Genomic DNA, 12,149 nt, shown 5'->3' with positions numbered 1-12,149 from the left:
TGGCCACACCGCGACCTTCCTGATCGCCGCCCGAGCCACCGGGGTGGCCGCGCCACCGGCGACCCTGCTGCCCCTGGCGCTGCTGATCCTGCTCGCCATGGGGATCCCCGTGAACATCGGCGGCTGGGGACCGCGCGAGGGAGTGGCCGCCTGGACGTTCGCCGCGGCCGGCCTCGGCGCGGCCCAGGGCGTCGCCACCGCCGTCGCGTACGGCGTCCTGTCGCTGGCAGCGAACCTGCCCGGTGCGCTGGTGCTGCTGGCAGCCCGGATCTCCCTCGGTCACTCGGAGCCGGGGGGCACAGACTTCGAGCGGGTTGCCCGTCGGGAGCGGGCCGCGCATGGCTGAGCGCCCCTACACCCTGCTGAGCTGCGGCATGTCGATCGACGGCTACCTCGACAGTCCGACCAGGACCCGGCTGGCGCTGTCCAACGACGCGGACTTCGACCGGGTGGATGGCGTCCGGGCGACCTGCGACGCGGTGCTGGTCGGCGCTGCCACCATCCGCAACGACAACCCGCGGCTGCTGGTGCGCTCGGCCGAGCGGCGTGCCGAGCGGGTGGCCCGCGGCCAGCGGCCGTCGCCGATGAAGGTGACCGTCACCGAGCGGGCGAAGCTGGACGCGAGCGCGGATTTCTTCTGCTGCGGCGAGGCCGAGAAGCTCGTCTACTGCGCCAGCGCGACGGCGGCCGAAGCCTCCGACCGGCTCGGCTCGGTCGCGACCGTGGTCGACGGCGGCCAGCCGGTGGACCTGCGCTGGCTGAGCGAGGATCTCTGTGCCCGGGGGGTGCGGCGGCTGATGGTCGAGGGCGGCGGCACGGTGCTCACCCAGTTCCTGACCGCGGACCTGGCCGATGAGCTGCAGCTGGTCATCGCGCCGTTCTTCGTCGGCGAGCCCGCGGCCCGGCGGCTGGTGGACGCCGGGCGGTTCCCGTGGAACCCGGACCGGCGCGCGACGCTGGCCCAGGTGCGCCAGATCGGGGACGTGGTGCTGCTGCGCTACGCGCTCTCGCCGCGGTTCGAGCTCGACGGGAACTAGCCGCCGGCCATCGCTCCCACCACCAGGAACGGCTCGGTTCCGGCGGCCACCGGCGCGGGCAGCGGGGCGTCCGGCGGCTCGTGCGAGACGTCCTGCTCGCAGGCGAAGAACCGCACGAACGGACGCCGCCGCCCCGTCGCCGGGTCGCGCAGGGTGCCCCGCAGCATCGGGAACCGTTGCTCCAGCGCGTCGAGCACCGCCCGCTGGGTGGCCTCGGTCTCGACCTCGACCGTCACCTCCCGGTCGCAGCGGGCGAGTTCGCGCAGGTGCGCCGGCAGCAGCACCCGGATCATGGCAGGGTCTGCACTTCCACCGACAGCACCGGCGGCAGGTCGCGCACGATCGCGCTCCAGCTGTCGCCGGAGTCGGCCGAGGCGTACACCTGGCCGCCGGTGGTGCCGAAGTAGATCCCGCACTCGGGCAGGGTGTCGACCGCCATCGCGTCCCGCAGCACGTTGACGTAGCAGTTCTCCTGCGGCAGACCGGCGGTCAGCGGCTCCCAGTTGTTGCCGCCGGTGCGGCTGCGGTACACCCGCAACTTGCCGTCCGGCGGAAAGTGGTGCGAGTCGCTGGTGATCGGCACCACGTAGACGGTGTCCGGCTCGTGGGCGTGGACGGCGATCGGAAACCCGAAGTCGCTCGGCAGGTCCCCGCTGATCTCGTGCCAGCTGCCTCCGCCGTCGTCGCTGCGCATGACGTCCCAGTGCTTCTGCATGAACAGCGTCTGCGGCCGGGACGGATGCATCGCCAGCTTGTGCACGCAGTGCCCGACCTCGGCGGCCGGCGACGGGATGCCGTTGGACAGCAGGCCCTTGTTCGCCGCCTCCCAGGTCGCCCCGGCGTCGTCGGTGCGGAACACGCCGGCCGCGGAGATGGCCACCAGCATCCGGTCGGCATTCTGCGGGTCGAGGAGGATGGTGTGCAGGCACATGCCGCCGGCGCCGGGTTGCCACTGCGCGCCGGAGCCGTGCTCGCGCAGGCCGCGCACCTCCTGCCAGCTGACGCCCGCGTCGGTGGAGCGGAACAGCGCCGCGTCCTCCACACCGGCATAGACGGTGTCCGGGTCGGTGGGGGACGGCTCCAGGTGCCAGACCCGGGCGAACTCCCACGGGTGCGGCCTCCCGTCGTACCACTGGTGGGTGCCCGGCACGCCCGCGTAGCTGAAGTCGTTGCCGACCGGCTCCCAGGTCGCCCCGCCGTCGTCCGAACGCTGGATCAGCTGGCCGAACCAGCCGGTGGTCTGCGAGGCGTAGAGCCGGTCGGGGTCCGCCGGCGAGCCGGCCACGTGGTAGACCTCCCAGCCGGCGAACTGCGGGCCGCTGACCTGCCAGTCCTGCCGGCGCTCGTCCGAGGTCAGCAGAAAGGCGCCCTTGCGGGTGCCGACCAGTACCCGTACTCCACTCATCGCCGGCCCCCGAACCGCGTGTGTCGCCGAGCAGTGAGGCACGGCGATCGATGAATTCTCGCGGTGAGAAACCTACGACTGGTCGCGGCGCGCCGTCCACACCGAATGCCTAGCCGAACCGGCCATTACTCGGTCCACGCGCCGGCTCACGGCTGGGACGGCCTTGCCGCAGCCAGCATGGCGGCGACGATGGCGCGGTTGCGGGCGCTGGAGCGCAGCGCGTCGGTGCTGTCCACCACCTGATCGATCGCTCCCAGCACCGGCAGCTGCCTGACCTCGGAGTCGGTGATCCCCCGGTGCAGCGCCTCGACGAAGCGCTCGGCGTGCAGGACCAGGAACGGCCGGTCGTGATAGGGCCGGACGGACGGGTCGACCGGCTCGGTCAGCGCCAGCTCGTTCTGCGCCCGTCCGGCGATCTCGTAGGCCTGGCACAGGCCCGTTTCCCGCTCCTGCCAGGACGTCGCCCGGAGCACGTTGCGCAGCGGCTCGCCCAGCCTGGCGGCGATCGTCAAGCTGCCGAACGACGAGCCGAGCCACTTGGCGTACGGCGCCCAGCGCCGCTCGAGCAGGAAGCCCAGCCGGATGATCTCGCGCACCAGCCGGGCCGCGACCACGGCCGAGCCCAGCTCGTCGCCGACCTCGCCGGTCCGGCCGACGAACGCCTCCTCCTGCGAGATCCGCTGCCACTGGCAGGCCAGGACGTAGCGCCAGAGGTCGTCCGGATACCACTGCAGGCGCCGGCGTGCCTCGGCCAGCTCGCCCAGGCCGTCGTCGAACACCGCGCCACCGGTGTTCTCGGCCAGCCGTTGGGTCGGCGCGGCGAGCCAGTCGAGTGTGGTGATGCCGGCGAGCGGGTTGAACCCCAGCTCGTGGCCGAACCACTCGGCGATGCTGGTGACGGCGATGCGGTGGTTGACCGGCCCGTCGGTCTCGGCCATGTGCCCGACCGGGTCGCCGTCGGCTGCGGAGAAGTGCGTGGGCCAGCCGCTGAAGGACGTGGGCAACTGCTCCGACAGCGCCTGCCAGGTCGACTCGCCGCGGGTTGCCAGGTCTGCGTCCCGCAGGAAGATCTGCAACCGCGGGCCCCACTCGTGATCGGTCGAGCGCTCGGTGTCGAACCCCAGGACCTCGGAGCCGGTCCCCAGCCGGGCAGCGCTGTGCGGGATCCCGGCCAGGGTCCGCCGCAGGATCGGCAGCACGGCGTCGGTGTAGAAGCGCCGCGACAGCTCCAGCCCGGGAAGGAACTGCGCCGTCATGGCCCTACTGTGCCATCCGGCAGCGAAGACTTATCGGCCGTCAACCGGCGCGACCGGCCGTACTTCGTCCTGCAGGGCAACATCTGCGCGTTGCTCGCGGCCAAGGACCACGTCAACGTCTTCCTCTACGACGGGGCGATCGTGCCCGATCCCGAGCACATCATCGCCGCCGGCCACGACAACAAGACCGCTCGCACGGTCGCGATCCGGCCGGGGGAGCAGGTCAACTCCCGGGCGCTGATCGCCATGTTTCAGCAGATCATCGCCAACAACCGGGCCGGCGGCTGGCGCAAGCTGAAGCAGGCGGAAGAGCCGATCAGACGGGGATGAGGCTGCCTTGGACGTCGATGACATCGAGACGGTGCACCTCGGGCTCGCCCTCCGGCCGGTTGCCTCCGAAGGCGGCATCGACGGCCGGGTGTATGCGTTCCTCGAAGGCGCGTGTGCAGTGCTCCTTGGTGGCCCACACGTCGATGTAGCGCAGCCCGCCCTCCGGCCGGCGGACGCACAGGTGCAGCAACAGGCCATCCAGCGGCTCAGCGCCGAGCCGGTCCATGATCCGCGCGTACATCTGGTCATCGATCGGCACGTCCTGGATGTAGGCATGGACCATGGGAACTCCTCCAATAATTGATCCGAAACTATTTCGGATGAATATTGGTAGCATCAACCCCATGGCGGACGAAGTCAAGGCCTCGACGGCGCGGCGGTATCAATCGGCCCGGCGCAGCGAGCAGGCGGCCGCCACCCGGCGCCGGATCCTGGCCGCCGCACAGGCGCTGTTCACCGAGCAGGGCTATACCGCCACCAGCGTGTCGCAAATCGCCGCCCGCGCCGAGGTGGCCGTCGACACCCTCTACGCCACGGTCGGCCGGAAGCCGGCCCTGCTGCGGGAGCTGCTGGAGACCGCGCTGTCGGGCGCCGACCAGGCGGTGCCCGCCGAGCAACGCGACTACGTGCGCCAGATCAGGGAGGCCAGCACGGCGGGGGAGAAGATCGCCTGCTACGCCGAGGCGGTCGCCCGGATCGGGCCCCGGATGGCGCCCATCCACCGCGCGCTGGCGGAGGCGGCCCTGCGAGACCCGGACTGCGCCGCGCTCCGCAGCGAGATCGGCGCGCGCCGCGCTGCCAACATGCGGCTGCTCGCGGCGGACCTGCGAGCCACCGGCGAGCTGCGGCCGGACCTCTCCGACGACGACGTCGCCGACATCGTCTGGAGCATGAACGCCGCCGAGTACTACGCGCTGCTGGTCGGCGAGCGCGGCTGGACGGTGGAGCGCTTCCAGAGTTGGCTGATCGACGCCTGGACCCGGATCCTCTTGGTCGCGGTGCAGTGAGATCCGGTCGGAACGGACTTCGGACTGGTCAAAGACCTGTTTCGGACTACTTTAGGTTTCATGCGCAGTCTCACGGTCACCGAAGTCAAGGCTCGGCTCAATGAGCTGGTGGACGAGGCCGAGTCCACCCACGAGCAGATCGTCATCACCAAGCATGGCCGACCCGCCGCGGTGATCGTGGCCGCCGAAGATCTGGAGTCGCCGCAGGAAACGGTGTACTGGCTGTCGCGTTCCGGGACCCGTGAATCGATTGCCGAGGCGGAGGCGGACATCGAAGCCGGTCGCACCGTGGGTAGTGACGAGCTGCGTAGACAGCTCGGTCTTCCCCCGCGGTGAGCCATCGGGTCGAGTGGTCCGGACCCGCGCAGCGCGACATGGCACGCTTGCCGGGTCGATCATCGAGCCCATGCCTACCGATCTCGATGGCGACCGTTCCCGGGTGAACCGGATGACGCTCGAAGCGATTGAACGAGGCTGACCTTGCCAAGCGCTGACCTGTTCCGGGACCAGCCGGTCCTGACCGGCGAGCTGGTCCGGCTCGAGCCGCTGACCGAGGCCGTGCTGGAGGACTACCTCCTCGGCCTGGCCGAGGAGGAACTGGGTCGGCTCACCGGCACCCACGCGCAGTTCGACCGGGCGCAGACCGAGCAGTGGCTGTCCAGCCGGGCCGAGCAGCACGATCGCGCCGACTGGGCGGTGCTGCGCCGCTCGGACGGCGCCTTCCTCGGTGAGGCCGTGCTCAATGACTACGACCCGGACAACGCCTCGGTGAACTACCGGATCTGGCTGGCCGGCCCGCACGCGTACGGCAACGGATATGGCACCGAGGCCACCCGGCTGGTCCTCGACTACGCGCTCGGGCCCGCGGGCCTGCACCGGGTCAGCCTGGGGGTGTTCGACTTCAATCCCCGGGCCCGGCGGGTGTATGAGAAGTGCGGGTTCCAGCTGGAGGGCCGGCTGCGTCACGTGCTGCGCTGGGAGGGGAAGTGGCACGACGAGCTGGTGATGTCGGTGCTGAGCACCGATCCCCGGCCGCCGTCGTAACCGATCAGGCGGCCGTTCTTGACACCTCCGCGCCGGTGCCTAAATGTGGGATGGGACAGAGCAAACCGTCACTCGCGCAATGCCGGCGCGCGCGAACGTCCCGTGCTCTGGCGTTGCGAACCCCAGAAGGAAAGGTGTCCGCGATGGCAACCGGTGAAACCGGATTCGACGACGTGACCTTTGACCTGATCTCCGTGCAGTACCACTCCCTGAAGGCCGGCCACGACTACGGCCAGTACGTCCGCGACGCATCCAACGCCGGGCGCGAGGACATCGCGGACTTCTTCCGGGAGGTCATGCAGCAGGACTCCGAGCGGGCCAAGCGCTGCCACGAGTTCCTCAAGGAGCGCAGCGGCACCGACGAGTCCGGCCCGGCGGTGACCTGAGCCGAACCGGGACTGACCCGCGCTCGAAGGTCCCACCCGCCGCAAGTCCGATCGGGCATAGTCACCCTCGAACCAGGGGGTGACCATGCCGATCGTCGAGATCCGGGACGCGCACAAGACCTACCGGCGCTGGCGCAAGCCCGCCGAGCATGCCGTCCGCGGCCTGAACCTCGATGTCGAGCCCGGCGGGGTGTTCGGCTTCCTGGGGCCCAACGGCTCGGGCAAGACCACCACCATCCGGTTGCTGCTCGGCCTGGTGCGGGCCGATTCGGGCAGCATGCGGGTGCTCGGCCAGCCGGTGCCGGCCCAGCTGCCCCAGGTGATCGGGCGGATCGGCTCCCTGGTCGAGACACCGCTCTTCTTCCCCAACTTCAGCGGCCGCCGCAACCTCGGCCTGCTCGCCGACGCCAGCGGCATCGAGAAGCGCCGGGTCGAGGAGCTGCTGGAGTTCGTCGGGCTGACCTCGCGAGCCGATGACCGGGTCAAGGGCTATTCCCTCGGCATGAAGCAGCGGCTGGGCATCGCCGCGGCGCTGCTGAAGAACCCGGAGCTGCTGATCCTGGACGAGCCCGGCAACGGTCTGGACGCCGCCGGCATCCGGGAGGTCCGCGAGCTGATCGTCCGGCTGGGCGGCAGCGGGGTGACGGTGCTGCTGTCCTCCCACCAGCTCAGCGAGGTGCAGCAGGTCTGTGACCGGGTGGCGATCATGTCGCGCGGCCGGGTGATCAGCACCGGGTCGGTCGCCGAGCTGCTCGCCTCCGGAACCACCGGCGACGTCCGGGTGCGGCTGGCCGATCCGGCGGCCGGCCGGGCAGTGCTCGAAGGAGCCGGCTTCACCGTCAGCGCGCTGCCCGACGCCTGGCGGGTCAGCGGCGTCAGCGATCCCGCCGCGGTGACGAAGGCGCTCAGCGATGCCGGGCACTATCTCAGCGAGCTGAGCCCGATAGGCACCGACCTGGAGAGCGTGTTCCTGGACCTGACCGCCGAGGCGGATCAGCCGGTTGCGGCCGGGCGGCCGGCATGACCGCCTCCGACCTGCGCAGCCCGGTGTCGGCGTCCGGCCCGCGCACGTCCGCGCCGGCGTTCGGGCGGCTGGTCCGCGCCGAGTTCCGCCGGCTGGCCGCCCGCCGGTTCACCCGGGTCATCATCGCGCTCGGACTGATCGGCTACCTGCTCGCGATCGCGCTCATCTGGCGCGAGCATCACCGGACCACTGCCGCTGACATCGCCCAGGCCACCGCGCAACGCGACCAGCTGATCGTCCAGTTCACCGCCGAGGCCGAGCAATGCCGGAAGAACGTCCCCGCGGAGCAGGCCGACCAGGCCTGCGGCGTGCCCACGGCGGAGAACTTCCCGATCGACCAGTTCCTGCGCACCCAGCCGTTCCGTCCCGATGAGATCCCCGATTACGCGCTGGCCATCGGCGTGGCGACCGCGATGGTCGGCTTCCTGCTGGCGGCCACCTTCATCGGCGCGGAGTGGTCCACCAAGAACCTGGTCGCCTGGCTGTTCTGGGAGCCCCGGCGGCTGCGGGTGATGGCTGCCAAGCTGGTTGCCCTGCTCGCGTCGGTGCTGCTCATCGCAGCGCTCGCCCAGGTCGTGTGGTTCGGCGTCGCCAAGGCGCTGATCCACTACCGGGGGCTGCCGGTTTCGACCCTGGGGCCCCAGGCAGCGCACTTCTGGTCGCACGTGGTCAACGTCCAGCTGCGGGCCGCGCCGCTGGTGCTCATCACCGCCCTGATCGCCTTCAGCCTGGCCAGCCTGATGCGCAACTCCGCCGCCGCGCTGGGCGTCGCCTTCGTCTACTTCGCCGTGGTCGAGAACCTGATCCGGGCGCTGAATCCCGAGTGGCAGCCGTACCTGTTCACCACCAACGTCGGAGCCTGGATCTCCGAGAAGGGCATCACCGTGTACGGCAAGTCGGTGTTCAACGCCGAGCAGGGCTACGTGATGCCGCGGGAGATCCACATCTCCAACCTCCACGGGGGCGTGACGTTGCTGGTGTTCGCGGGCATCGCGACCGCGGCGGCGCTGACGTCGTTCGCCCGCCGCGACATCAGCTGAGCCGGCGCTGCCGCCGGTAGCCCGCGCTCCGAGCGGCGATGGCAGGATCGCGCCACGTCGACCCGGTCCGCTGACTCAAATGCGCGGCATCGCCGAGGGGCGCGGGCACACTGAGGCGCATGGCTCAGGGGACGAAGGACGAACTGCGGCGCGAGCGGCTGCGCGAGTACGACGCGGCGCTGACGGCGGCCCGGTTGCCGGTCGCGGTGCTGGCGCTGTTCGCCGCCGGCCGCGAGGCCCGGGCGGCGGGGGAGCTGCTGGAGGAGGCCTTCGCCGCGACCGAGGTGGACGGCGTGGACGCCGCCGATGCGCTGCCGGCAGCTGTCTGGGTGGCGCTGCGGCAGGGCGACGTCGACGCCACCCTGGAGCTGCTGATGCGGATGTCGCGCACCGAGTTCGTGCTGGCCTCGCACGAGGAGCTCGATGCCCGGTACCGGCTGACCAAGGTCGAGGAGCGCCGGCCGCTGCCCGACGTCGAGCTCCTGATCAGCCAGCTCGCGGCCTTCCTGCACGTGCCCCGGGACGTGGTGGCGATCCTCTCCGGCTGGGGCGCTGAGGATCCCCGCACCGCCGCCGAGATCGAGACCCTGCTCGTACAGCGGTTCGGCGCCCGTGGCGCGGGCCAGCCGGCTGCCCGTGCGGCCAAGCCGCAGGCGGTCAGGACGGAGGCTGGCGGGAAGCCTGCGGCCGCCGCCGGTCCCGCTCCGGACAACGCCGGGGCCGGGCTGCGGATGTCGAGCGCGGAGTTCAGCGCATTGCTCAACCTGGCGCCGGAGCAGCGCGCCGTGCTCGGCAGCCTGGTGCGCCAGACCGAGATCATCATCGCCGCGGACGCCGGTCTCCAGGGCTAGCGGGCGAGCCCGCCCCACAGTTGATGGCGATCGCGCCGCATGGCTTGCAGTGCAGGGTGCTCGCAGCGCTATGGTGCTTTCCTATGACCCGGCTCACACCGGACACGAAGGAGACCGATGTCGACGTCCATGCGCGGCCCCGATCCCACACCCCCGACCAGCGTCGACCACCCGGTCGGCAGTTATCTTGAGGTCGCCGACTCGCCCGAGTTCGCGGCGCTGCGCAGGACCTTCCGCCGGTTCGTCTTCCCGATGGCCGCGCTGTTCCTCGCGTGGTACCTGCTCTTCGTGCTGCTCTCGATCTACGCCACCGACTTCATGGGCACCAAGGTGATCGGCAACATCCACCTCGGCCTGATCATCGGCCTGCTGCAGTTCGTGTCGACCTTCGTCATCACGACCGTGTACGCCCGGTGGGCCGACCGCAAGTTCGACCCGGCCGCCGCCGAGCTCGCCCGCCGCGTCCACCTGACCGAGGACGCGCGATGAGCCCCACGCTGCTGGCCGCCGAGGACCTCGGCAACCCGGCCGTCAACCTCTCGATCTTCGCCCTCTTCGTCATCATCACGCTCGTCATCGTCCTGCGGGTCTCGCGCCGCAAGGCCGGCGCGAACGAGTTCTACGCGGGCGGGCGCAACTTCACCGGCCCCCAGAACGGCGTCGCGCTGGCCGGGGACTACCTGTCGGCCGCGAGCTTCCTCGGCATCGCCGGGGCCATCGCGCTCTACGGCTACGACGGGTTCCTCTACTCGATCGGCTTCCTCGTCGCCTGGCTCGTCGCCTTGCTGCTCGTCGCCGAGCTGCTGCGCAACACCGGCCGGTTCACCATGGCCGACGTCCTGTCCTTCCGGCTCCAGCAGCGGCCGGTGCGGACGGCGGCAGGCCTGTCGACGCTCATCGTCACGTTCTTCTACCTGCTGGCGCAGATGGCCGGCGCCGGTGGGCTCGTCGCGCTGCTGCTCGGCGTCGACACCAAGGCCGGCCAGGGCGTCGTCATCGCGATCGTCGGCGTCGTCATGATCGCCTACGTCCTCCTCGGCGGCATGCGCGGCACGACCTGGGTGCAGATCATCAAGGCCGGGCTGCTCATCGTCGGCGCCGGGGTCATGTTCGTGTGGGTGCTCGCCAAGTACGGCTTCAACCTGTCCGATCTGCTCGGCGCATCCGTGGAGAAGGCCGGCGCGACGGGCTCGAAGCTGCTCGATCCCGGCGCGCAGTACGGAAGGAGCAGCTTGACCAAGCTGGACTTCCTCTCGCTCGGCCTCGCGCTGGTGCTGGGGACGGCCGGGCTGCCGCACGTCCTGATGCGCTTCTACACCGTGCCGTCGGCCAAGGAGGCCCGCCGCTCGGTGGTATGGGCGATCTGGCTGATCGGCCTCTTCTACCTGTTCACGCTCGTCCTCGGTTTCGGCGCCGGCGCCATCGTCGGTCCGCAGGCGATCCTGGCCGCGCCTGGCAGGGCCAACTCGGCGGCCCCGCTGCTCGCCTTCGAGCTCGGCGGGACGTTGCTGCTCGGCATCATCGCCGCCGTCGCGTTCGCGACCATCCTCGCCGTGGTGGCCGGTCTGACGATCACCGCCAGCGCATCGTTCGCACACGACGTCTACAACAACGTCATCAAGCGCGGGGAGGTCACCAGCGAAGGCGAGGTCCGCGTCGCGCGGGTGACGGCTGTGGTCATCGGCATCATCGCCATCATCGGCGGCATCCTGGCCAACGGGCAGAACATCGCGTTCCTCGTGGCGCTCGCCTTCGCCATCGCGGCCAGCGCCAACCTGCCGACGATCGTGTTCTCGCTGTTCTGGCGGCGGTTCAACACGCGCGGGGCGCTGTTCAGCATCTACGGCGGCCTGCTGTCGTGCCTGGTGTTGATCATCTTCTCGCCGGTCGTGTCGGGCAAGCCTGCCGACCGGGTCACCGGCAAGAGCCCGTCGATGTTCACCGACCCGTCGGTCGACTTCCACTGGTTCGGGCTGGACAACCCGGGCATCGTCACCATCCCGCTGTCGTTCCTGCTGGCGATCGTCGGGACGCTCACGAGCCGTGGGAGCTCTACGCCCGAGAAGGCCGCCGAGATGGAGGTCCGCTCGCTCACCGGCGCGGGCGCCGAGAAGGCGACTGCCCACTGAGGCGGTACCACTTCGGCGTACGACACCGACACCGCAGCGTGAGGAGGCGACTTTCCTTCCGTCCCTAGAATGCAGGGGTGACAGTTCAGCCGATCCGCCTGTTCGGCGACCCCGTGCTGCGCACTCCCGCGGACCCGGTGACGGTGTTCGACAAGGAGCTGCGCCGGCTGGTCGCCGACCTCACCGAGACCATGCTCGACGCGCCGGGCGCCGGGCTGGCCGCGCCGCAGATCGGCGTCGGCCTGCGGGTCTTCACCTACCGGGTGTCGGAGGAGGAGCAGGGCCACCTGATCAATCCGGTGCTGCACTTCCCCTCCGAGGAGATCCAGGACGGCCCGGAGGGGTGCCTGTCGATCCCGGGGCTGGCCTGGGACTGCCGCCGGTTGGAACATGTCGTGGCGCACGGCCAGAACATGTTCGGCGACCCGATCACGGTGGTCGGCACCGACCGGCTGTCACGCTGCATCCAGCACGAGACCGACCACCTGGACGGGGTGCTGTTCATCGACCGGCTCGACCCGGAGACCCGGCGGGCCGCGCTGGCGGAGATCCGCAACGCCGAGTGGGCGGGCCTCACGCCGCCGGTGGTCAAGCTGAGCCCGCACGGTGGCCAGCTCGGCGCGTTCGGCCAGCCTCGGTG

At 70.6% G+C, this 12,149-nt stretch carries 16 protein-coding genes and 1 pseudogene; 13 read left to right on the top strand and 4 right to left on the bottom strand.

Annotated elements, in window-relative coordinates; genetic code table 11:
- Both VF612_RS01440 and VF612_RS01435 read left to right on the top strand, forming a co-directional pair.
- Positions 1-346: pseudogene (locus VF612_RS01440) on the top strand (UPF0104 family protein); the annotation flags it as partial.
- On the top strand, positions 339-1,037 hold the full coding sequence (locus VF612_RS01435; protein ID WP_408658067.1) for a RibD family protein: 699 nt from the start codon (positions 339-341) through the stop codon (positions 1,035-1,037). The pseudogene VF612_RS01440 and the gene VF612_RS01435, both read left to right, overlap by 8 nt.
- Here VF612_RS01435 and VF612_RS01430 read toward each other — a convergent pair.
- The 3 genes from VF612_RS01430 to VF612_RS01420 all read right to left on the bottom strand — a co-directional run bounded on the left by VF612_RS01430 (position 1,034) and on the right by VF612_RS01420 (position 3,698).
- Positions 1,034-1,330: a MoaD/ThiS family protein gene (locus VF612_RS01430; RefSeq protein WP_408658066.1), complete on the bottom strand. Its 297-nt coding sequence runs from the start codon at positions 1,328-1,330 to the stop codon at positions 1,034-1,036. The two genes, VF612_RS01435 and VF612_RS01430, sit on opposite strands and share 4 nt — an antisense overlap.
- Entirely contained in the window at positions 1,327-2,442 is a 1,116-nt protein-coding gene (locus VF612_RS01425; RefSeq protein WP_408658065.1) for a WD40/YVTN/BNR-like repeat-containing protein, read from the bottom strand. Before VF612_RS01425 ends, VF612_RS01430 begins: the two co-directional genes overlap by 4 nt.
- A 146-nt stretch (positions 2,443-2,588) precedes the next feature.
- Positions 2,589-3,698, bottom strand: coding sequence for a DUF4037 domain-containing protein (locus tag VF612_RS01420; protein ID WP_408658064.1), 1,110 nt, complete (start codon positions 3,696-3,698; stop codon positions 2,589-2,591).
- A 9-nt stretch (positions 3,699-3,707) separates the two neighbouring features.
- On the opposite strand from VF612_RS01420, the gene VF612_RS01415 reads away from it, so the two are divergent.
- Positions 3,708-4,028, top strand: a complete 321-nt coding sequence (locus VF612_RS01415; protein ID WP_408658063.1) for a DUF1801 domain-containing protein — start codon at positions 3,708-3,710, stop codon at positions 4,026-4,028.
- Here VF612_RS01415 and VF612_RS01410 read toward each other — a convergent pair.
- Positions 4,015-4,311 carry a hypothetical protein gene (locus VF612_RS01410; RefSeq protein WP_408658062.1) on the bottom strand — a complete coding sequence of 99 codons (297 nt, stop codon included), beginning with the start codon at positions 4,309-4,311 and terminating at the stop codon, positions 4,015-4,017. The two genes, VF612_RS01415 and VF612_RS01410, sit on opposite strands and share 14 nt — an antisense overlap.
- Before the next feature lie 61 nt (positions 4,312-4,372).
- On the opposite strand from VF612_RS01410, the gene VF612_RS01405 reads away from it, so the two are divergent.
- The 10 genes from VF612_RS01405 to def all read left to right on the top strand — a co-directional run.
- Positions 4,373-5,035: a TetR/AcrR family transcriptional regulator gene (locus VF612_RS01405; RefSeq protein WP_408658061.1), complete on the top strand. Its 663-nt coding sequence runs from the start codon at positions 4,373-4,375 to the stop codon at positions 5,033-5,035.
- 60 nt (positions 5,036-5,095) lie between these two features.
- The gene (locus tag VF612_RS01400) at positions 5,096-5,371 is read left to right on the top strand and encodes a type II toxin-antitoxin system Phd/YefM family antitoxin (protein WP_408658060.1); all 276 of its coding nucleotides are present in this window, start codon (positions 5,096-5,098) and stop codon (positions 5,369-5,371) included.
- A gap of 144 nt (positions 5,372-5,515) precedes the next feature.
- Entirely contained in the window at positions 5,516-6,079 is a 564-nt protein-coding gene (locus VF612_RS01395) for a GNAT family N-acetyltransferase (protein ID WP_408658059.1), read from the top strand.
- Positions 6,080-6,222: 143 nt separating this feature from the next.
- Positions 6,223-6,465: an acyl carrier protein gene (locus tag VF612_RS01390; protein WP_408658058.1), complete on the top strand. Its 243-nt coding sequence runs from the start codon at positions 6,223-6,225 to the stop codon at positions 6,463-6,465.
- An 85-nt stretch (positions 6,466-6,550) separates the two neighbouring features.
- Positions 6,551-7,489, top strand: a complete 939-nt coding sequence (locus VF612_RS01385) for an ABC transporter ATP-binding protein (protein WP_408658068.1) — start codon at positions 6,551-6,553, stop codon at positions 7,487-7,489.
- A complete protein-coding gene (locus VF612_RS01380) occupies positions 7,486-8,529 on the top strand; it encodes a hypothetical protein (RefSeq protein ID WP_408658057.1) in 1,044 nt (347 codons plus the stop codon). Before VF612_RS01385 ends, VF612_RS01380 begins: the two co-directional genes overlap by 4 nt.
- 119 nt (positions 8,530-8,648) lie before the next feature.
- Positions 8,649-9,380: a hypothetical protein gene (locus VF612_RS01375; RefSeq protein ID WP_408658056.1), complete on the top strand. Its 732-nt coding sequence runs from the start codon at positions 8,649-8,651 to the stop codon at positions 9,378-9,380.
- A gap of 117 nt (positions 9,381-9,497) precedes the next feature.
- On the top strand, positions 9,498-9,869 hold the full coding sequence (locus VF612_RS01370) for a DUF485 domain-containing protein (protein ID WP_408658055.1): 372 nt from the start codon (positions 9,498-9,500) through the stop codon (positions 9,867-9,869).
- Positions 9,866-11,509, top strand: coding sequence for a solute symporter family protein (locus tag VF612_RS01365; protein WP_408658054.1), 1,644 nt, complete (start codon positions 9,866-9,868; stop codon positions 11,507-11,509). The genes VF612_RS01370 and VF612_RS01365 overlap by 4 nt, the downstream gene beginning before the upstream one ends.
- 77 nt (positions 11,510-11,586) lie before the next feature.
- Positions 11,587-12,149: peptide deformylase (gene def, locus VF612_RS01360; RefSeq protein ID WP_408658053.1), on the top strand; the 563-nt coding region annotated here is incomplete at its 3' end.

The sequence above is a fragment of the Jatrophihabitans sp. genome (assembly GCF_036388195.1).
GTDB lineage: Bacteria > Actinomycetota > Actinomycetes > Mycobacteriales > Jatrophihabitantaceae > Jatrophihabitans_A.
The sequence above is the reverse complement of the archived record's forward strand: the minus strand, read 5'-3'. Positions and strand labels throughout refer to the sequence as shown.